We start from the raw sequence: 20,552 nt of genomic DNA on the forward strand, positions 1-20,552 counted from the left end.
CTCAACTGAACACGGCTTTCAAGCCGCTGTCCTTGGGGTCATCGCCAAAGCGGTTCGGACCCGGCGTGCCATCCTGACATTCGAAGATCAGTAGCGCCAACCAGCCCAGGATCGGCACGAAAAACAGCGCCATCCACCATTGCGAGCGGTTGGTGTCATGCAGCCGCCGCGCCGTCACTGCGAAGGTCGGCACCACCGAGCCGAGGCCGAAGATGGCCGTAACAACATTGCCCAGCATGGTCTGCTCGGCACGCAGACCCAGCCCCACGGAGAAATCGCCGCCCAGCAGCAGATCGAGCGCCAGATTGGTCAGGCTGGTGAAGAGATGGAACAGCCAGAACTCCAGCCGCCGCGACCGCCCGCTGAATTGCGCATAACGCCGATAGGGCAGCAGCGCCCAGGATATCAAACTCATACCACACCCCTGTCAGGCCAAAAAAAGGGGGCCATTGCAGCCCCCTTCCCTGTCTTCAGCTGAAGACCGTTGCCAGACCACGGCCCTTGGGATCTTCGCCAAAACGGTTCGGCCCGGGCGTGCCGTCAATCACCAGGAAATAGAGCAGCACCAGCCCGCCGATCAGCGGCACCAGACCGATCAGAATCCACCAGCCCGAACGGTCCGTATCATGCAGCCGCCGCACGGCCACTGCCAGCGAGGGAATGATCGACCCCAGAGCGAACAGCCCGCTCAGCGCCGTAGCCGCGAAATTGGGTGTGGAGCGCAGGCCCAGCAGCACCGAATAGGTGCCGCCCAGCCCGCCATCCAGCACCACCTGCACGATCACGCTGAGCAGGATAAACATCCAGTATTCCTTGCGCTGCGAACGACCGGCAAAGTCGAAATAACGCTTGTAGGGCAAGATCATCCATTCCATGCGAACTCTCCTTGATTTTGGCGAATTTGGTGAAATGCGACATCGCCCCTCCGGTAACGCAGCAGAGGGCCGTGGAACGGTCAGCTAAACACGGTAATCAGGCCCCTGTCGAGCGGATCTTCACCGAAACGGTTCGAACCCGGCGTGCCGGGGCGGCACATGAAGACCAGGATCACAATGCCGCCCACATAGGGGAGAAAGGCCAGCAGATAGAGCCAGCCCGACTTGTCCTGATCATGGAAGCGCCGCACATGCACGGCGATGTAGGGAATGATCGAGCCGAGCCCGAACAGGAACCACAGGCCCAGAAACACCATGCCGATCCCGTTGCCCGGATGGTTGATGCCGCCCGAACTGGTGATCACTGCGGCACTGAGCATGGCCAGCATCACGATCGCCTGAAGCAGCACGAACATCCAGAATTCCTTGCGGCTCGATCGGCCGCTGAAATCCGCATAGCGCTTAAAGGGTAAAAGCATCCATTCCATCGGGGGGCTCTCTTCCAAACTTTCATGAATGCTGCCCGAAAGGCAGCAGCATAGGCAAACAAAAAGCAGGGTGAGCCGTGGCACCACCCTGCTTTTTGCGGAAATAGCGAAGAGTACCTATTTAAAACTTGTATAGAGCCGACACACCATAGGTTCGCGGCTGATTGGGATAGCCGGACACCGATCCGGCCTGCGCCGGGCTGTCAAACACGATGTTGATGTAACGATCATCGGTGAGATTGCGGCCCCACACGCTCAGTTCCAGACCGCGCGGCAGCTTCCAGCTCAGCGAGGCGTCGATCTCGCTCACCTCGCGCTTGAAGGCGCGGGCGGCATCGAGACCGGTCTGGTAATTCACCACCGCGCCCGTCAGCGGATTGGTGGTGATGAAGCCGGGCAGACCGTCCTCGATCTGGGTCGGTGCTTCGTAATGCCAGTCGCCACGGAAGATCAGGTGATGGCCATTGGCGAAGGGATGATCCCAGGTCAGCACGGCGGTCGAGGAGATCGGCGGAATGCCCGCAGGTGTGCTGCCCGAAATATCGCCGAAGCTGGAGTTGACGAAGCTGTCATACTTGGGCCGCAGATAGGTCAGGCTTTCTCCGATGGTCACCTCGGGGCCGACATGGACAGTGCCCTCGAACTCGAAACCATAGACCGATTCCTTCTCGGCATTGAGCAGCGCAAAGCCGGTGCCGTCGAACTGGTTGGTCTGGAAGTTCTTGATCGTCTGGTGGAACACCGCGATGTTGGCCGTGGCGATGCCCCAATTGGCCTTCAGCCCGAACTCGATCGAGCGTGAGTTCTCCGGCAGGGCATAGCGGCTGCCATAGGTCAGATTGTTGAGCGCCAGACCAGCCGCGGCAATCGCCGGAGCATCGGCCAAAGCCGGGCGGCTGTCACGCGACAGATTCACCGAAGCCGCCTTCCAGCCTGTCACATAGGAACCATAAAGGTTGATATGCGGGTTGAGCTGATAGGCCAGACGCCCGGTGTAGCTGACGTTGCCATCGGCCACATGGCCGGGCTCAACGGCATTGGGCACGTTGAGGAAGGGCGGCATCACCTGCAGTGCGTGCAGCGCCATCAGCTGCTGCGCCACCGCTCCGGCATTGGGCACGCCCTGCGCGGCCAGCACCTGCGTCGCGCCCGGCACATAGCTGGCCAGATTCAGGCTGGAGAACACGTCATTGCTGACGACATTGGTGGAAAAGCGCTTGGCATCATGGGTATAGCTGATGCCGCCGGTGACGGTGAGCTTGCCGAATTTGACATCGGCCTGACCGAAGATCGAGAAGCTCTCATCCTTCAGCGCATAGGCCTCATTCAAGCCCGTGCCCGACTGGAAGAACTTGCCGCTGTAGAGCGACGGATTGCCCGAAAGCGCCCCCAGCAGATTTTCCACCGCCGGCAGGCTGAAGGCCCCGCCCGACTGCTGCTGCACCAGCAGATTGGCGTAATTGCGGAAATCGCTGCCATATTGCAGCTGGCCGATCTGATCGATCTTCTCGTTGAAATAGGACGCGCCGCCCAGCAGGTTGACGAAATCGCCCAGTGCCAGATTGGCACGGAATTCCTGCGTAAAGGTGCGGATATGAACATCAGCGGCATTGCGGCTGAGCAGATCGGCGCTGGTGAAATCGCTGTCCTGATTGTTGTAGTTCAGGCTTTTGCGCCACGCCGTGATGCTGGTCAGCTTCACCGGGCCCAGATTGTCGTCAATCTGCGCCGACACGCCGTAATTGGTGATGTTGTTGGTGGATTTCAGATTGTTGTAGAGCGTGGAATAGGGATCGCTGGCCGGATTGACCTTGCCGCCGATCGCCTGAATCGCCGCCGTCGTTGCGCTGGGCAGCACATTCATCGTGGCGCAGCACAATTCGTCGATCTTGCCATAATCGCCGATGATCCGCACGCGCGGGCCATTGTCCGGCGCATAGAGCAGCTGGCCCTTCACATACCAGCGGTTGCGGTTGTTCGTCTTGCTGTTGGTCCCGGCGTCATAGACATAACCGTCGCGCCGGTTGTAGCCCCCCGCAATGGAGCCGGCCAGATCCTTGGCGATCTTGCCCGTAAGGTTCGCCTTGGCCACGAAGGCATTGTAATTGCCATAGGACAGCTCCGCCGAGCCCTGAGTCTTGAACTGCGGCTCTTGCGTGGTGATCGAGACCACGCCCGCGCTGGCATTCTTGCCGAACAGCGTCGATTGCGGCCCGCGCAACACCTCGACCTGGGTCACATCGGGGAAATCCGCGATCTGCGCCGCGCTGCGCGAGCGATAGACGCCATCGATGAACACACCGACGCTGGGCTCCAGCCCGGCATTGTTGTCGCCATTGCCGAAGCCACGGATCAGAAAGGAGGTGTTGGCCGAGGTCTGATGCTCATTCACCCGCAGCGAGGGCACCACGCTGGCCAGATCGGCGATATCGCGAATCTTGGCGCGATTCAGCGTCTCGGCGGTGGTGACGGTGACGGCCACAGGCACATTCTGCAGCGTCTGCTCATGCTTGGTGGCGGTGACGAGGATCTCATTGCCACTGCCCTCACCGGCCACAGGCGGCGGTGCGGGAGGTGCTTCCTCGGCCTCGGCGGGGGGAGCCTCGGCGGCGGGCGCAGGCGCGGCTTCGGCAGGCGATGCCTCGGCGGGCGGCTGGGCGGCATAGGCCACGCCCGGCGCCGCCAGCACCATCGCCCCGCCTGCCAGCCAGGCCCCACGCAGGCGCGTCAGCGACGTGGCGAGACCGCCCATCCCCCGCGCTTCAACCCCATCCTCAATCTTGTTACGGTTCATATCATCTGCGTCCCGGCCCGACAGGGCGCTTGTTTTTGTCCTGTTCATCTTGGCCGGTGTTAATGAGCGTGCGGTGCAATCTCAATGGCCAAAGCGGCCCAAACCCTCGGTTCGCCGTGCTTTTCCGTGCAAAGCGCGCCCTCTGTGGCAGTTTTGGGACACTCGCGCAGCGCGGCCCGGATCGCTCGCTGCGCCCAGCCGAGTTGCCTCCCGCTCACCCCACCTTGCCCTGCGCGCGCTTTTCGACTAGGGGGCCGCCAGAATTGTGCGGTGCAAAAGCCGCACCATGACTGATGCCAGAAAGGCGTGCCGCAACGGGCCCGCCCCCTCTTACGGAAAGACCCTTCGATGTCCGCCCCGCTTCCGCTTCGCAACATTGCGATCATCGCTCACGTTGACCACGGCAAGACCACGCTGGTTGACCAGCTGTTCCGCCAGTCCGGCACCTTCCGCGACAACCAGCGCGTGGAAGAGCGCGCGATGGACAGCAACGATCTCGAAAAGGAGCGCGGGATCACCATTCTGGCCAAGCCCACCTCGATCGAGTGGGAAGGCACCCGCATCAACATCGTCGACACCCCGGGCCACGCCGACTTCGGCGGCGAGGTGGAGCGCATCCTCTCGATGGTCGACGGCGTTGTGCTGCTGGTGGACTCGTCGGAAGGCGCCATGCCTCAGACCAAGTTCGTGACCGGCAAGGCGCTGGCGCTGGGCCTGAAGCCCATCGTCGTCGTCAACAAGGTCGACCGCCCCGACGAGCGCATCCAGGAAGTGCTGGACGAAGTGTTCGACCTGTTCGTGTCGCTCGACGCTTCGGACGAGCAGCTCGATTTCCCCGTGCTCTACGCTTCGGGCCGCAACGGCTACGCCAGCGATGACATGAACCGCCGCGAGGGCACGCTGACCCCGCTGTTCCAGAAGATCGTCGACCACGTGCCCCCGCCGGCGCTGGAAGTCGACGCTCCCTTCACCTTCCTGGTGACCCTGCTGGACCGCGACAACTTCTTGGGCCGCGTGCTGACCGGCCGCGTCACCTCGGGCGTCGTCAAGACCAACCAGGCGATCCACGCGCTCGACGCCGAGGGCAATGTGATCGAAACCGGTCGCGCTTCGAAGATCATGTCGTTCCGCGGTCTGGACCGCGTGCCCGTCGATGAAGCCAAGGCTGGCGACATCATCTCGCTGGCCGGTCTGACCGTCGCCACCGTGGCCAACACCATCGCCGACACCTCGGTCCGCACCCCGATCAAGGCCCAGCCGATCGATCCGCCGACCCTGTCGATGCGCTTTGCCGTGAACGACTCGCCGATGGCGGGCCGCGAGGGCACCAAGGTGACCAGCCGCATGATCCGCGACCGCCTGGAGCGCGAAGCCGAATCGAACGTGGCCATCAAGATCACCGAATCGGCCGACAAGGACAGCTTCGAGGTCGCCGGTCGCGGCGAACTTCAGCTGGGCGTGCTGATCGAGACCATGCGCCGCGAAGGCTTCGAGCTGGGCATCAGCCGTCCCCGCGTGCTGTTCGGCACCGACGAGAACGGTGGCAAGACCGAGCCTTACGAAAGCGTCCTGATCGACGTGGACGATGAGTTCTCGGGCACCGTCGTGGAAAAGATGGCGCTGCGTAAGGGCGAAATGACCGACATGCGCCCCTCGGGCGGCGGCAAGACCCGCATCAGCTTCATCGCCCCCTCGCGCGGCCTGATCGGCTACCACGGTGAATTCCTGTCCGACACGCGCGGCACGGGTATCATGAACCGCCTTTTCGACAAGTACGGCCCCCACAAGGGCAAGATCGAAGGTCGCAAGAACGGCGTGCTGATCTCGAACGGCGCCGGTGAAGCCAATGCCTACGCGCTGGGCCCGCTCGAAGAGCGCGGCATCCTGTTCGTCGGCGTGGGCGAGGCCCTGTATGAAGGCATGATCATCGGCGAGAACGCCAAGCCCGAAGACCTCGAAGTCAACCCGATGAAGTCGAAGGCGCTGACCAACTTCCGCGCCAGCGGCAAGGACGATGCCGTCCGCCTCACGCCCCCCAAGGTGATGACGCTGGAGCAGGCCATCGCCTACATCGATGACGATGAGATGGTCGAAGTGACTCCCAAGAACATCCGTATCCGCAAGGCCGAGCTCGATCCCAACGAGCGCAAGAAGGCCAGCCGTCGTAAGGACTCGTAAGAGTTCTTTACTGTTGAGAGATCGCAGGAAGGCCGGGGGGAAACCTCCGGCCTTTTTGTTTGGGTTTCAAGAAAGGAGATGATGCGAGGGGGTTACCCCCTCGCGCTCCCGGGTTTTGTCCACGTTGCGCTTCGTTCGATTGGGTTGGGGCGTTTGAGGGGATGAAATTCACTGCCTGCGGCGCTTTGGGGGTGGTACAAATTTTTTGGGGTTGTCGGGGCCATGCTCGCTGCCCGAAAGGATGGCCATGCTGGCACAAGATGATGTCTGGGGGCTTACGGAGAAGGAAAGGCAGACCTTGCGCCTCATGGTGCGGGGGCATGATGCCAAGTCTATTGCCTCCAGCCTTGGTCTCTCCGTTCACACCGTCAACGAGCGGCTGCGCGATGCCCGCCGCAAGATGACCGTCTCCAGCAGCCGCGAGGCCGCCCGGCTGCTGCTGCAAAAGGAAGGCGAGACAGCCCCCCATTCTCTTGGGGACACGGAAATGGGGGAAGACCCGGGCCAGTCCAAAGCGAATGAGAACAAGGCGCCGGTCAACGGCGTGGAGCGTTCGAAACGCTCCATCTGGATCATCGCTGGAGTTCTGCTCATGCCCCTTCTTCTCGCCCTTCTGGCCCTCAGCCCCTTGGCGCAGATCGATACCACACCGCCTGCGCCCAACGCTGAAAGCGCCCATTCCCAAACCGCCGAGACGGCGAGCCAATGGCTGTCACTGGTCGATCAGGACAAATGGGACAAAAGCTACAAGGCCACCGGCAAGGCCTTCCGCAAGCTGAACACCGGGCAAGTCTGGGCAGCGACATCGCAAAAGATGCGCCAATCGCTGGGCAGAATGATCGCGCGCAGCTTTTCCAGCGAGGAAAACCTGCCCGCACCGCCCTACGGCTATCAGGTGGTGAAATTCCACACCCGCTACGCCAACAAGCCCGACGCACTGGAAACGGTCTCCCTCGACCAGGAAGACGGCCACTGGCGTGTCGTGGGCGTAACGGTGGAGTAATCATCTCCCCCGCAACAGAGAGGCCAAACGCAAGGACAAGGAACCACCGCCCTGTCGCCGGAAGACGTTATGGGAGCGCGAGGGGGTAACACCCTCGCATTTTCCTTTCTTCCCCCGGCCTTGCCCTCATGATAAAATCTCCGCACGGAAAACCGACACCAAGGCTCCTGCCATGTCCCGCCAAGGCAAACTCTGGTTCCGCCGCAAGACCTATGGCTGGGGATGGACGCCGGTTTCTGTCGAAGGCTGGCTCAGCATCGGTGCCTATCTGCTGATCATCCTCGCGCTTCATGCCGCCAGGAACGCCAGCCCCGCCCTTTCCTTTGCCGGCATCGCCCTCGCGACAGCGGGACTGATCGCGCTCGGCTTCCTCAAGGGTGAGCCACCCAAGTGGCAATGGGGCCACCGGGACCGCTAAGCACTTCACACAGCGCGTCTTTCACCTCGACTCATGGAGAGTCAGAGGCGGTTCATCCCGTCTGGCGCCGCAACCGCCCCCTGAACGGCCGCTTCGCGACGAAGCGCAGGAACAGAATCGAAAGGCGATCCTTTCCAGCCACATCTGCCAATGTTTTACCCTGTCAATCACGGCATTGCGGACAGTAAACACTCCGCAAAGAAAGGCATGGTAAAAATACTGGGGTGAATTGAATGGCCATGAAAAGCTTCGTCGTCGCCGGCAATCTTGCCGCCTTCCTGCTCCCCTATCCGGCTTTTGGCCAGAATTCTTCACCCTCCCCTGAAACACCTCCACAAACACAAGACGCACCCAAACAGGATCAACAACCCCAGCCGCATATTTCACCCGTCTATTTCGGCGTGACAGGCGGCAGCCTCGGCGTCGGGCCTGAGGTATCCTATGCCATCAACCGCTATGTCGGCGTGCGCGGCAACATCACCTTTCTCAACGTCTCGCATGATTTCCACTCCGGCGGCCTGCCCTATCACGGCGAGGCACATCTCGGCTCGGGCGGGCTGATGCTGGACTTCCGCCCCTTCGGCGGCGGCTTCTTCATCTCGGGCGGCGCGCGGCTGAACAAGAACAAGCTGCGTGCCAAATCGACCTTCAACGGCGTGATCGTGATCGACGGCGTGACCTACACCTCATCGCGCACGGGCACGCTGCTGGGCTATGCCGATTTCCCGGCGGTGGCGCCCACATTCACCTTCGGCTACGCGGGCACGCTGCGCCGCGGGATCAAGGTGGGGATCGAGGCCGGGGCGATGTTCATGGGCTCCGGGCGGGTCTATCCTTTCACCAACACCGGCCCCACTGTCTCGCCAAGCCGCCTGGAGGCCCAGCGCGCCGGACTGCAGCGCGAGTTGGACAAATATGAGGTCTATCCCATCGTCCAACTGACAGCAGGATATCGGTTTTGATGCGTCGGAAAGAATAAAGAAATCATGCGAGGGGGGGCTTTGTTGGCCGCATGTCTCAAGAGGCATGCTTGCGCCCTCGCCCTCCCGGACGCGTCCATGCTGCGCTCAACGGCATCGTCGGGGCCTGCAAGCAGAGCGCAGCAAGCCTCCCATGCCGGCACAACCATCGCTCAACGTAATATCTGCCAGCAGCCCTTGAAGTATCCGCTCAACACCCATCGGATGGCCGAAAACCCACCCGCCACAACAGATCGAACATCGCCTGCCCCTCAGCCATGGTGGCCTTGCCGGTCTCCATTTCACCCAGCACGGATTTCGCCGCCTGAGCCAGCAATTGCGCTTTCCAGCTGACCTCATGCAGATCGGCATGAGTCATCTGAACCGTCTGCCGGTCGCTTCGCTCAGACGGTCCAGTGCCGTCTGAAGGATTGGATGCCATGGATGGGCTTCCTTTCACTGCGGATCATGGCCATAACTCAAAAAGCCGATCGGCCCGCTGACAAGAACGCAGGCGTTACACCGATTATCCTGAGCCGTAACATGCGATGGACTGCATGTCTGTTACGAATTGTGTATCCGGATCGGGTCGCCTCCGAACCGGATACACAAAACGTCGACTTCAACATGGGAGCGTTACAGTCCACGCATCCAGCTTATCGTATTGATACGATAAGGCCAGTGCCTCCAGTATAAATAATTCATCCGATTTGACTGTCTTCCGGCGCCGAGAGCTGCCCCTGCAACACCACACCGGATCGAACACCCCTTTCGACCATGGCAAGGCCCGGCCTACCCCCAGACTCACCCCTACAAATGTAGGATATCGCAGCCCATGCACCGCTCATCGAAGCTGAACCTCGGCTGCAAGCGCCGTCCCGTTTTCGTTCAGTTGGAAAGCCCCATATCGGTCTCACAGACGGCGACTCGCCAGGGCCGAACAGGGGTTCCAGCCCGGCCGCCGACAGGAGAGCTACGATGAACGTCAAGTTCGGAACAGTGATGCGCAAGGCCGCCATGGCCGCCGCACTGGTTGCCACGGCCGCGACCGGCATGATGGCCACCACCGCTGAAGCCCGCCCCGGCTGGGGTGGCGGCTGGCACGGCGGCTACCATCGCGGTGGCGGCGCCGGCGCGGTGATTGCCGGCGGCATCGTCGGCGCGGCGCTGGGTGCGGCCATCGTCGACAGCAGCCGCCCGCGTTACTACTACCCGGCTGGCTATGGCTACTATGCCCCGCCCCCGCCGCCCCCGCCCTATTACTACGGTGGCTATTACCGCCCCTGGGCCTGGCATGACGGTTACTACTGGGATCACTGGGGTCACCGTTACTACGGCCACCGCGGCTGGTAACACGCCTTTCTGATTGTCCGACTTCTGGTCGCCCTGCCCTTCTCCCCCTCCCGGCAGGGTGCCCCAAACTTGAGCGCATGGCCCTCTCTTCCCCTTGTGGAGGGCCATGCGCCTTTTTCTTGCCCCCTCCTCCTGCAGCGCTTCCGCGCAAGGCAGCCCCCTCGCCAAACCGGGCCGACAGGTCTATGGGCCTCCCGATGACTTCGTCCGACACATTTCCCGCGCTCCCCGCCCGCATCGAGGATCTGCGCGTCGCCCTCTTCAGCGGCAATTACAACATGGTCACCGACGGCGCGAACAAGGCGCTGAACCGGCTGGTCGGCTATCTGCTGGCCAAGGGCGCTCAGGTGCGCATCTATTCGCCCACCGTGCCCAATCCCGCCTTCAAGCCCACCGGCGATCTGGTCAGCGTGCCCAGCTTCGCCATTCCGGGCCGCGCCGAATATCGCATCGCCAGCGGCCTGCCGCGTTCCGTGCGGCGCGATCTGGATGCTTTCCAGCCCAACATCGTCCACGTCTCCTCGCCCGATGTGACGGCCCATCGCGCCGTCAGCTGGGCGCGGGACCGCGGGCTGCCCGTGCTGGGCAGCGTTCACACCCGCTTCGACACCTATCCGCGCTATTACAACATGGCCTGGATCGAACCGCTGCTCACCGCCCTGCTGCGCCGCTTCTACCGCCGCTGCGACGGGCTTGTCGCGCCTTCGGAGAGCTTCGCGCAGGTGCTGCGCGACCAGCGCATGAATTACGACATCTCGCTATGGTCGCGCGGCGTCGACCGCGAGATCTTCAATGCCGAGCGCCGCGATCTGGCCTGGCGCCGCTCTTTGGGCATTGCCGATGATGAGGTGGCCATCGGCTTCCTTGGCCGTCTGGTGATGGAAAAGGGCCTCGACGTCTTCGCCGACACCATCGAGGAACTCGAACAGCGCGGTGTGCCCCATCGCGTGCTGGTGATCGGCCAAGGCCCGGCGCAGGGCTGGATGGAGGCCCGCCTGCCCAAGGCCGTCTTCGCCGGTTATCAGGCTGGCACCGATCTTGGCCGCGCGGTGGCGGGGATGGACGTGCTGTTCAACCCCTCGATCACCGAGACCTTCGGCAATGTGACTCTGGAAGCCATGGCCTGCGCCCGCCCCGTCGTGGCCGCCGAGGCCACCGGCAGCGAGAGCCTCGTGGATGATCGCGTGAATGGCCGCCTGATCCGTCCGGGTGCGGTGCATGCCTTTGCCGAGGCCTTGAAGGTCTATCTGACCGATGCCGATCTGCGCGCTTCTCACGGCGCTGCGGGCGAGGCGCGCGCGCGGGACTTCAGTTGGGATCGGATCAACCAGTCCGTGGCTGACACCTATCTGCGGTTGATCCGGCAGAGGGCTCGCAAGGCGTAAGGGTTGAAGCAGGGGGTATTACACCCCCTGCACCCCCGTGACGTCTCCCGGCGAGAGGTTGCGTTGGGCCTTGGCCTCGCGGCACGGCTTACTGTGGGGCATCGTTTTTCCCTGCGGGGCCGCTATTCCGGTTTCAGGATACCAATGGTGCGCAGCCATTGCTCGGCCAGAACTGGCCAGTGGCTGATCGGATGATTGGTCGGTCGCAGTCCAAAGGCATGTCCACCTTGTGCGTACAGATGCATTTCAGTGGGAACGCCCGCTTTTTGCAGCGCCACGTAATAGGCCAGGGATTGCTCCACCCCATCCACGTCATCGTCTTCGGCCTGCAGCAGAAAAGTGGGCGGCGTGTCCCGCGTCACATGAATGTCCGGACGCAGGCTCAAGTCCGTTTCGTGGCGCGTGGCGTCATCGTCATCCTCATGCACCCACAAATGGCCGGGGTAGATCGCCATCGCGAAATCAGGGCGACTGCTCAATCCATCCGCATCATCCACAGGCCGGTAGGTCCGCTGAGCAAAATGTGTGCTCACGGCAGCGACCAGATGCCCTCCTGCGGAAAAGCCGATGACCCCGATCTTGTGAGGGTCGATCCCATATTGCCCGGCCTGTTGGCGCAACAAGCCGATCGTGCGCTGAGCATCCTGAAGGGCTGTCTGCACCTTCGGGTAATAGCGATGCCCATCCTTCATTGTCGGCCCGGAATCCGGCACGCGATATTTCAACAACACGCAGCTTATCCCGCGAGAGGTCAGCCAATCGCAGACCTCCGTGCCCTCAAGATCCATGGCCAGAATTTGATAGCCGCCGCCCGGGAACACGACCACCGCAGCGCCGGTGTTCAGGCCTTTCGGGGTGTAAACTGTCATGGTCGGTCGGCTCACATTGGCAACTCTGGCCCACCACGCATTGCCCGGAGGCGGCCCGACCGTTTCCGGTTCTGGATCAGGCATGGCATCGGGCACGGCGCCGGGCCATATCGGTCTTTGCGGATGATCCGAAGAGGGCGGCCACGGAGCGCCTTGTGCAGCCACCAAGGGACCGGAGAGGCAAAGCATAAGCACGCAAGCTACAAATCTTCGCATGGGATCAGTCCTGCTTTTCCACCATGTCCAGCGATATGGCGTGGCGGAACCACCGCAATCAAAGCATATTATCTCGACAGAGCCATGAAGCGGATTCATGCTTTCCTGCCACCGGAGGCACTCTCTCTACACACAACGGAGAGGCCTCGCGCCACGACCGGGAGCCAATACCCTTTCGCCGGGAGACGTCATGGGAGCGCGAGGGGGTAACCCCCTCGCATCATCCACCTTCCCCCTTGAACAGACGGATGCAATTTCCCGCCGCCTCCCCTACATACCCCCTTATGGCCGACCTTTTCCAAGCCGATCCCCCGCCGCGTGCCGAGGCGGTTGCTCCGCCCACCGCGATGCCTCTGGCCGAGCGCCTGCGCCCGACATCTCTGGCGGAGGTCATCGGGCAGGAACATCTGACCGGCCCGGATGGCGCCATCGGGCGGATGGTGGGTGCCGGACGGCTGTCGAGCATGATCCTGTGGGGTCCGCCGGGCACGGGCAAGACCAGCATCGCGCGGCTGCTGGCCGATGCGGTGGGCATGCGTTATGCGGCGGTCAGCGCGGTGTTTTCGGGCGTGGCGGATCTCAAGCGGATCTTCGCCGAGGCCGAGGGCGCGCTGACCCTGCATGGCCGCCCGACGCTGCTTTTTGTGGATGAAATTCATCGCTTTAATCGCGCCCAGCAGGATGGCTTTCTGCCCTATGTGGAAAAGGGCACGGTCACGCTGGTGGGGGCCACCACCGAAAACCCGAGCTTCGAACTCAACGCCGCTCTGCTGAGCCGCGCGCAGGTGCTGATCCTCCACCGCCTCTCGCCCGAGGCGCTGACCACCCTGCTGGAACGCGCCGAGGAGGCCGAGGGCGTGCCCCTGCCCCTCACCAAACCCGCGCGCGAAGCCCTGATCGCCTCCGCCGATGGCGACGGGCGTTTTCTGCTGGGTCAGGTCGAGACGCTGTATACCGCCTCGCTGATGGAGCCGCTGGGGCCTGCCGAATTGGGCCAGTTCCTCAACCGCCGCGTCGCCGTCTACGACAAGGACCGTGAGGGCCATTACAATCTGATCTCGGCGCTTCACAAATCCCTGCGCGGGTCGGACCCGCAGGCGGCGCTTTACTATCTGGCGCGCATGCTGACGGCGGGGGAAGATCCGCTCTATGTGCTGCGCCGCCTCGTGCGTTTTGCCAGCGAGGACATTGGCCTCGCTGATCCTCAAGCGCTGGTGCAATGCCTGGCGGCCAAGGACTCCTACGATTTCCTCGGCTCGCCGGAGGGGGAGCTGGCGATCGCTCAGGCCTGCCTCTATTGCGCCACAGCGCCCAAATCGAACGCGGGTTATGTGGCGTGGAAGGCCGCCGCCGCCACCGCCAAGGCGACAGGATCGCTGATGCCGCCCGCCAACATCCTCAACGCGCCCACCAAGCTGATGAAGGAGATCGGCTATGGCAAGGGCTATGCCTATGACCACGATCAGGCGGATGGCTTTTCCGGCGCCAATTACTGGCCCGAGGAGATGCAGCCCCAGACCTTCTACCGCCCGGTGGAGCGCGGTTTCGAGCGCGAAATCCTCAAACGCCTCGAATGGTGGGAGCGCAAGAAGCGCGAACGGCAGGACGAGCGCTGACGATGGAGATCGCGTCCGGGCGGATCGACAACCCCGCCTCGATCTCGGCTGACGGGATCGCGCAGGCTTGCGCGCAGCATGGCGAACTGACGCTCCAGTTCAGCCGCGCCGACGCCTATGATCCGGCGAAACTGGCCGCCCTGAACGAAGCATGCCGATTGGCGGGCGAGGCATTATGCGTGCGTTTCTATGGTCATTACGGCGATCAGTTCGACGCCGCATGGCTGCGCCATCTGCCCGAGGTGCGCACTCTATCCGTCGATTGCCTGACGCAGATCGTGCATGAGGAAGAGATCGGCCGCCTTCCCCGGCTGACACGCCTGTCTTTCGGCGTCTTCGAGCTGAACCGGCCCGATCTGCTGGAAACGCTCGACCTTGCCCGGCTGAAAGGGCTGACGCTGGTGGAGAACCGCAAGCGCAATGTGGATCTCTCGCCCTTGGCGCGGGCCACATCGCTGACTCAGCTTTTCATCCACGGCCATTCGAAAGGCATCGGCGCCATTGCCAGCCTGCCTGATCTGCGCAGGCTGACGCTCAGCGCCTATGCAAAAAGCAATGGGCTGGGCTTTATCGCCGATCTTCCGCAGCTTGAGGCGCTGACGCTGATCCTTGGCGGGCGCGCCACCATCGATGACCTGTCCAGCCAGACGCTGGGCATGCTGCAGATTCTGCGCCTTCGCGGCTTGGCCACGCTGGGCGACCTGTCACGCTTCCCTGCCCTGACGGCGTTGCGGGTCGAGGACCAGCTCCAGCTGCTGCAGCTCGATCTGAACGGTGCGCAGCTTGAGCGCCTGTCGCTGTTCAACTGCCGCAAGCTGGCCGCCCTGCCGGGGCTGGAAAGCCAGCAACGCCTGCGGGAGTTTTCCGTGTTCGGCACGATGCTGGATCTCGATGCGCTGCGGGATCGCGACTGGCCCGCCACCGCGCGCTCCATCCGCCTGAACGGCGCCAGCAAGGCCTGGAACGAGGATGCAAGGCAGCGTCTGGCCGCCAAAGGCCTGAACGAACAGCAGGAGCTATGGCCCTGACACGCTCAGCCGCTCCGGATGGCGGCGGCGCCCTTACCTCGGCCTGACGCCGATCTCCTCCATCGACTTGCGGCCACCCATCTGCTGATAGGTTCGATAGGTTTCCGCAAGCGCGTCCTGATCCTGCGTGATCACCCTCTGCGCTGAATTCAGCACCGACCTGTCCGCGCCCCAATGGTTTGTCCCGAAGCGATGCTCCTGCCGGATCAGGCTGCGCGTATCACTCATATGGTACTGAATCTCGCGGATCTGATCCTCCAGCGCGGCAAGCTGCTGCTCGCGATCCCCATCCGGCAAAGCGCCCCGGCCGACCGAGCCGCGCCCATCATGCCGCTCGATCAGCCGCCGGTGCGCCTCGGCCTCGGCCATCGCGCAGGGATGCACCGAAATATCGCTGCGCCGGCGCACATCTTCGGCGCAGGCCCGCGACAGAAAGGTCGGCGCGCCATCGGCATCCGTGTTGTATTTGAACCAGGCCAGCGGAGGATCATCCATCAACGGCGGATCTTCTTCCTGAGCATACGCCCCGGAAGGCAAGATCAGGAAAAAGGCCGGAATAATCCATGTATAGCGTGATGCGTTGTTCATAACGCCAACTTCGCCTTTTGGCGCATCCGAGTCCAGATTTAATCCCATAGTCGCGGATCAATCCGCTCAACAAACAGCGCGGCATTAATGGGATGTTCACGCCTTACCGCCCAAAGGGCCCGCGGCGCCAAGGCTTTTCCGAATCCCCCCGACTGCGGGTTTGCCGGGCACCAATGTCGATGACATGCACCGAACCCTCGGTGCCAAACGTCCTCTGGAATTTCAGGGACGCTCCTTTCCGGCACGTTCTCGCGACCATCTCGCGCCCGTGCCACCGGAGGCTTTCTCAATCTTCACACCATCTGCACCGCAGATGGTGACCCCTACGGGAATCGAACCCGTGTTTCAGCCGTGAAAGGGCCGCGTCCTAACCGCTAGACGAAGGGGCCGAAGCCTGATGTATTGCCTTCTTCCCGAAGGAAGAATGGTGCCGGCTAGAGGGTTCGAACCCCTGGCCCCCTGATTACAAATCAGGTGCTCTACCAGCTGAGCTAAGCCGGCACGTTTCTGCTAGAGCAAGGCCCCCATGCCCTATGCCACGCCAAAGGTCCAGCCCTCGGTGAGCGCGATTTTGCCTGTCAGCGTGGATGGATGCCACAAATCCTCTCGCGCCGCCTGGCCACGCAGCCATGCCGCCGTCATCAGCGCATCGGCGGCATGGTCGGCGATGGGGGCATCGGCATCCTCCACCGCTTCGCTCTGGCACCCCAGCGCCACCAGCGCCGCCGCCAGATCGCCGCGTGTTCGCACCTTCGAGCGCCCCGCGCTGCGCCCCGCCGCCATCGCGGCCAGCGTGGTGTAGATCTCCACCACCACGCGGCCCTTCTGCGGCAGCGGGTCCATCGGCCAGACCGTCACCTCACGCGGCAGGCGATGGAACAGACGCATCCCCGACAGCGATCCCTTCCCCACCTGCCCTGCCCCCACCAGATTAAAATTGCTGGTCGGGCGGCATCCGGCCAGTGCCTGCGCATGTTCGGTCACCCGCATGCGACCGCGCCCGCCGGGCTGGCCTTCCGCACCGAACAGGTCGCCCTCGCGCAGGCCATGGCGGCGAAAATAGCGGCTCGCCTGCGGGTGGTCGACGAAGCTGGAGACGCCCAGATGCGGCTCATCCACGCAGATCGCCTCGACCAGCGCCCAGAGATCGCGCGCCGTTTCGGGGCTATCCTGCCAGCCGGGGAAGAAGGCGCCCTGGTCGGCATAAGCCAGCGACTGGCCAAGATCGAAGCCGATCAGCGTCTCTGGCGGGGTCTCCTTCAGCAGCCAGTCCAGCACCTCGATGCGCGACCAGACATGGCCGGGGCGGACCAGCGTGGGCATCGGGTCTGCCGCGCCGATGATCGCCACGGCAATGCCCTTGTGCCGCTCTCCGCTGGCGCCGGACCAGTCGACGGCGGCATAATGGGTGAAGCTTGGGTGAGGCATTGCAGGGGTTCTAGAAGAAGAAAGCGGAAATGCGAGGGTGTTACACCCTCGCGCTCCCATTTTTGGGGAAGCGCCCGGCAGGGTGGGTTTAGCACTGGCCGAGGTGGTTCAGCACGAAGTCGGCTCTTTCCTTGACCGGGATCTTGGGCAGGACGATCGGGGCATAACCCAGTTCGCCGTAAGCGATCAGCAGGCGGTCATATTCAGCAATGGCCTCCGCCATATCATGGCGGCGCTCGTGATCCCCGGCGTAGATTTCGGGCCAGGGCGGCGTCAGAAAGACGCTGTGATGATAGCGGGGGAAAGGCGCCAGCGTGATCCGCACCGCCTGGCCGGTGGCGTGCTGCAAGGCCACCGCCGCATCCACAAGGCCGCGATCGAAGAAGGTCCACGGGCCCTTGGGCGCAAGATCGCGATCCCGCGCCGCCAGATCCAGCGCACGCCGAGCAAAGCCCGCCAGATCCACCCATGGCAGCGCGCCACCATCGCCGAGCAATTCTTCCGCGACGATCCGCCGTCCGGGCTCCGCAACCGCCCCGAACCCTCGCCCGGCCAGTTCCGCCAGCAGGGTGGATTTACCCCCGCCCGAACAGCCCGAGAGGATCACATGGCGGGAGGGACTCATCGTGCCGGTCATCATCGTCACTTTCGCAAAGGCGCATCGCGCCGGGGAATGGCAGCCTTCCTGCAACCTGACGTTTGTCGAAGCTGCTTGTTCATTCGTCGGCGCCTCCTGCCTTTGATGGAGGCCTGTGGGGCCCTGATCGAGGATCGGGCGCATCCCGCGCGGCTTGCGCCTAGGACCGGATCAGCGGCGGCTTTGCCCTGGCCTCCGCAAAGAGGCGCGGGGGCCTTCACCCCGCCCCCGCCGGAGGAGCACCGATCATGTCCACTGCCACGCTTCGCACGCTTGCATCGCTCGCCCTGTCCTGCACCGTGGCGGCCGCCCCCGCCATGGCCGCATCGGAAGCACCGCAACGCTTCGTCCATTATGCCGATCTCGATCTGACCACCCGCGCCGGTCAGGATGCGCTGCATCACCGCGTGCTGCGCGCCGCCGCCGAGGTCTGCGAACGCCCTGCCCCCGGCGATTTCGGACCGATGCGCGAGATCTACGCCCAATGCCGCGACACCGCCCTGACCGGCGCGATGACTCAGGTCCATATGGCCTTTGCCAATGCGCGCGGCGGCAAGGCGCTGGCCAGCAATGAGGTGAAGGTCACGCCCCCTGCCCGGTAAAGCCGGCACCTTCACCTGCCCCGCAGCCTCCGGGACCTGATCCCGGGGGCTGCGCCTTTTTCAGCCGCGCCCCACCAGAGCGCGCGCATTGGCCAGATAGCTGCGGCCGATCCGCAGCTGCGCGCCATCGCTCAAAACGGCATGCCAGGTGCCGAGGCCATCATGGCACAGCTTGGCGATCATGTCCCGCCGCACGATGGTCGAGCGGTGCAGGCGCAGGAAGCGTGCAGGATCGAGCCGCTGCTCCAGCACGCTGATCGTCTGATGCAGCAGAAAGCTGCGCGGGCCGACATGCAGGCGCATATAGTCGCGCTCGGCCTCGATGCGGTCGATGTCCTGCGCGGCGATGCGGATCACCTCGGAGCGGTGCGGCACCCAGAATTCCTCGACCCATTCCGGCGTTTCGGCTGGCGCGGGGCGTTCCACGCGCAGGGTTTCGGCGATGCGGGCGATGGTTCTGGCCAGCTGTTCGGGCGTAACGGGTTTGAGCAGATAGCCCACCGCCGCCACATCGAAAGCGGCGACAGCAAACTGGTCGAAAGCGGTGCAGAAGATGATCGCCGGGCGGGCCACCTTGCCTTCCAGCGCCCGGGCCACATCCAGCCCGTCCAGCCCCGGCATGGAAATATCCAGCAGCACGATCTCGGGCGAGAGCGCCTCGATCATCCGCAGCGCCGCCTCGCCATCGGAGGCCGTGCCCACCAGCTGCACCGCCGGAATGGCCGCGCAGAGGATCTGCAACCGCTCGATGGCCAAAGGCTCATCATCGACGATCAGGGTTCGCAGCGCACGCTCAGCAGCCATGGCGCACCAGCGGCAGGGTCAGGGTGACGGTGAAACCGCCTTCGGGCCGCGCCTCCCAATGGCAGGCCGCAGCGCTGCCGAAGCGCGCCGTCAACCGGTCGCGAACATTGCGCAAACCCACACCGGTGCCGCCTTCAACTGCGGCGATGGGATCGCCATCATCCTCGACGCGGAGCGTGACCCTGTCCCCCTCCTCCCGCGCGGCAATGCGGATCGTCACCGGGCGGCGCGAGCGCGACACGGCATATTTGACGGCATTTTCCACCAGCGGTTGCAGGATCAGCCCCGGCACGCAGGCGTGAAGCAGCGCCTCGGGCACATCCATGCTGACCAGCAGCCTGTCGGGAAAGCGCACCCGCTCGATATCGAGATACAGCCTTTGCAGCATGATTTCGTCAGACAGAGGCACATCCTCGGTGGGATCGCCGGTCAGGCTGGTGCGGAAGAAGGTGGCCAGATTGATGATCATCTGCTCGGCCTGCTCGCGCTTGCCGGTCAGGATCAGCGAGGAGAGCGCATTGAGCGTGTTGAACAGGAAATGCGGATTGACCTGATAGCGCAGCGCCTTGAGTTCGGCGGCTTGAGCCGCCGCGCGCAAGGCCGCCTCGCGCCGTTCCAGCGCGGCGGCCCGCACCGCATAGCTGAGCGCCAGATAGAGCGCCGACCAGGCAATGAAGAAGAAATAGCCATTCACCGCCTGATCCACGATGGATTGCAGCGGCGTCATCCCCTCATCCGATGTGTTGCGCATCATGCCGACGCTGAGCGCAGGGGCTCCCGGCACCACCGGGGGCGCCGGCGGGGTGGGCGGCAGAGGGGGCAGGTCTTCGGCCTTCGGGGCCGTCCAGTGCCAGCTCATCGCCACACCCTCGCCGATATGGCTGAACATGTACCAGTTGAAAGCCGAATAGGACAGGGCAGCAGGCACCGCGAGCATCAGCGCCAGCCCGACACTGATGCGCAGCCTGGCCCCGGCCACCCGGCGCATCAGCAGGTAAAAGAGCACCGTGACACCGGCGCTGAACAGCGAGACGACCGCCCGCTTGCCCAGCATGCCGGTCTGATCGTGATGATAGAGCGCCATCGATCGCAGCGACCAGATGGTCAGATAGAAAGCCCAGAAACAGGCGATCGACATCAGGGCGACCGAAGGCGCAAGCCGTGCGGCGGGTGGTTCCTCGGATTGCATCCGCTCAACATAGCCTGAATGGCGGCAAGAAACATGGGCCGACATGTCGTTGGTCGAAAGCGGTCGGCCGCCTGCCGAAATCCCGGGGCCCGCAGGTCCGCGAAAAAACTTTACCCCCGCGC

Annotated in this window: 20 protein-coding genes and 2 tRNA genes; 9 read left to right on the top strand and 13 right to left on the bottom strand. The window is 63.4% G+C overall.

The window, feature by feature from the left end; all coding sequences use genetic code 11:
- Window position 1 precedes the first annotated feature (1 nt).
- The 4 genes from HGK27_RS13540 to HGK27_RS13555 all read right to left on the bottom strand — a co-directional run bounded on the left by HGK27_RS13540 (window position 2) and on the right by HGK27_RS13555 (window position 4,157).
- A complete protein-coding gene (locus HGK27_RS13540) occupies window positions 2–415 on the bottom strand; it encodes a DUF805 domain-containing protein (RefSeq protein WP_206241217.1) in 414 nt (137 codons plus the stop codon).
- Between the two features lie 55 nt (window positions 416–470).
- Window positions 471–875: a DUF805 domain-containing protein gene (locus HGK27_RS13545; RefSeq protein ID WP_206241219.1), complete on the bottom strand. Its 405-nt coding sequence runs from the start codon at window positions 873–875 to the stop codon at window positions 471–473.
- Between the two features lie 80 nt (window positions 876–955).
- On the bottom strand, window positions 956–1,354 hold the full coding sequence (locus HGK27_RS13550; RefSeq protein ID WP_322099034.1) for a DUF805 domain-containing protein: 399 nt from the start codon (window positions 1,352–1,354) through the stop codon (window positions 956–958).
- A gap of 130 nt (window positions 1,355–1,484) precedes the next feature.
- A complete protein-coding gene (locus HGK27_RS13555) occupies window positions 1,485–4,157 on the bottom strand; it encodes a TonB-dependent receptor (protein WP_206241223.1) in 2,673 nt (890 codons plus the stop codon).
- 348 nt (window positions 4,158–4,505) lie between these two features.
- On the opposite strand from HGK27_RS13555, the gene typA reads away from it, so the two are divergent.
- The 4 genes from typA (at window position 4,506) to HGK27_RS13575 (ending at window position 8,718) form a co-directional block, all read left to right on the top strand.
- Window positions 4,506–6,335, top strand: coding sequence for a translational GTPase TypA (gene typA / locus HGK27_RS13560; protein WP_206241225.1), 1,830 nt, complete (start codon window positions 4,506–4,508; stop codon window positions 6,333–6,335).
- Between the two features lie 241 nt (window positions 6,336–6,576).
- Complete coding sequence (locus tag HGK27_RS13565) at window positions 6,577–7,338, top strand: DUF4019 domain-containing protein (RefSeq protein WP_407674620.1); 762 nt, start codon at window positions 6,577–6,579, stop codon at window positions 7,336–7,338.
- A 172-nt stretch (window positions 7,339–7,510) separates the two neighbouring features.
- Window positions 7,511–7,756 carry a hypothetical protein gene (locus tag HGK27_RS13570; protein ID WP_206241228.1) on the top strand — a complete coding sequence of 82 codons (246 nt, stop codon included), beginning with the start codon at window positions 7,511–7,513 and terminating at the stop codon, window positions 7,754–7,756.
- A gap of 239 nt (window positions 7,757–7,995) precedes the next feature.
- Complete coding sequence (locus HGK27_RS13575; RefSeq protein ID WP_206241229.1) at window positions 7,996–8,718, top strand: hypothetical protein; 723 nt, start codon at window positions 7,996–7,998, stop codon at window positions 8,716–8,718.
- 208 nt (window positions 8,719–8,926) lie between these two features.
- On the opposite strand, the gene HGK27_RS13580 is transcribed toward HGK27_RS13575, so the two are convergent.
- Window positions 8,927–9,157 carry a hypothetical protein gene (locus tag HGK27_RS13580; RefSeq protein WP_206241230.1) on the bottom strand — a complete coding sequence of 77 codons (231 nt, stop codon included), beginning with the start codon at window positions 9,155–9,157 and terminating at the stop codon, window positions 8,927–8,929.
- Window positions 9,158–9,693: 536 nt separating this feature from the next.
- On the opposite strand from HGK27_RS13580, the gene HGK27_RS13585 reads away from it, so the two are divergent.
- Together HGK27_RS13585 and HGK27_RS13590 are read left to right on the top strand one after the other, a co-directional pair.
- Window positions 9,694–10,068, top strand: coding sequence for a hypothetical protein (locus HGK27_RS13585; RefSeq protein ID WP_206241231.1), 375 nt, complete (start codon window positions 9,694–9,696; stop codon window positions 10,066–10,068).
- A 197-nt stretch (window positions 10,069–10,265) separates the two neighbouring features.
- Window positions 10,266–11,453 (top strand): glycosyltransferase family 4 protein, encoded by a 1,188-nt coding sequence (locus tag HGK27_RS13590; protein ID WP_206241233.1) that lies wholly within the window; start codon window positions 10,266–10,268, stop codon window positions 11,451–11,453.
- Between the two features lie 122 nt (window positions 11,454–11,575).
- On the opposite strand, the gene HGK27_RS13595 is transcribed toward HGK27_RS13590, so the two are convergent.
- Window positions 11,576–12,418, bottom strand: a complete 843-nt coding sequence (locus HGK27_RS13595; RefSeq protein WP_241127143.1) for an alpha/beta hydrolase — start codon at window positions 12,416–12,418, stop codon at window positions 11,576–11,578.
- A 404-nt stretch (window positions 12,419–12,822) separates the two neighbouring features.
- Here HGK27_RS13595 and HGK27_RS13600 point away from each other — a divergent pair, with 404 nt between their 5' ends.
- Complete coding sequence (locus HGK27_RS13600) at window positions 12,823–14,154, top strand: replication-associated recombination protein A (protein WP_206241235.1); 1,332 nt, start codon at window positions 12,823–12,825, stop codon at window positions 14,152–14,154.
- A 2-nt stretch (window positions 14,155–14,156) separates the two neighbouring features.
- Entirely contained in the window at window positions 14,157–15,182 is a 1,026-nt protein-coding gene (locus tag HGK27_RS13605; RefSeq protein ID WP_206241237.1) for a leucine-rich repeat domain-containing protein, read from the top strand.
- Window positions 15,183–15,215: 33 nt separating this feature from the next.
- Here HGK27_RS13605 and HGK27_RS13610 read toward each other — a convergent pair whose 3' ends face one another.
- The 5 genes from HGK27_RS13610 to HGK27_RS13630 form a co-directional block, all read right to left on the bottom strand.
- Window positions 15,216–15,677, bottom strand: coding sequence for a hypothetical protein (locus HGK27_RS13610; protein ID WP_206241239.1), 462 nt, complete (start codon window positions 15,675–15,677; stop codon window positions 15,216–15,218).
- 407 nt (window positions 15,678–16,084) lie between these two features.
- Window positions 16,085–16,159: transfer RNA gene (locus tag HGK27_RS13615), tRNA-Glu, on the bottom strand.
- A gap of 36 nt (window positions 16,160–16,195) precedes the next feature.
- A tRNA-Thr gene (locus tag HGK27_RS13620) sits at window positions 16,196–16,271 on the bottom strand.
- A gap of 30 nt (window positions 16,272–16,301) precedes the next feature.
- A complete protein-coding gene (locus HGK27_RS13625) occupies window positions 16,302–17,198 on the bottom strand; it encodes a hypothetical protein (RefSeq protein ID WP_206241241.1) in 897 nt (298 codons plus the stop codon).
- An 88-nt stretch (window positions 17,199–17,286) separates the two neighbouring features.
- Window positions 17,287–17,823, bottom strand: a complete 537-nt coding sequence (locus HGK27_RS13630; RefSeq protein WP_241127145.1) for an AAA family ATPase — start codon at window positions 17,821–17,823, stop codon at window positions 17,287–17,289.
- Between the two features lie 260 nt (window positions 17,824–18,083).
- On the opposite strand from HGK27_RS13630, the gene HGK27_RS13635 reads away from it, so the two are divergent.
- On the top strand, window positions 18,084–18,437 hold the full coding sequence (locus HGK27_RS13635; RefSeq protein ID WP_206241242.1) for a UrcA family protein: 354 nt from the start codon (window positions 18,084–18,086) through the stop codon (window positions 18,435–18,437).
- Between the two features lie 60 nt (window positions 18,438–18,497).
- Here the strand turns inward: HGK27_RS13635 and HGK27_RS13640 are convergent, their stop codons facing one another.
- Window positions 18,498–19,241, bottom strand: a complete 744-nt coding sequence (locus tag HGK27_RS13640; protein ID WP_206241244.1) for a LytR/AlgR family response regulator transcription factor — start codon at window positions 19,239–19,241, stop codon at window positions 18,498–18,500.
- Window positions 19,231–20,430, bottom strand: coding sequence for a sensor histidine kinase (locus HGK27_RS13645; RefSeq protein ID WP_241127147.1), 1,200 nt, complete (start codon window positions 20,428–20,430; stop codon window positions 19,231–19,233). Before HGK27_RS13645 ends, HGK27_RS13640 begins: the two co-directional genes overlap by 11 nt.
- Window positions 20,431–20,552 lie beyond the last annotated feature (122 nt).

The sequence above is a fragment of the Novosphingobium terrae genome, assembly GCF_017163935.1.
GTDB classification, from domain to species: Bacteria; Pseudomonadota; Alphaproteobacteria; order Sphingomonadales; family Sphingomonadaceae; genus Novosphingobium; species Novosphingobium terrae.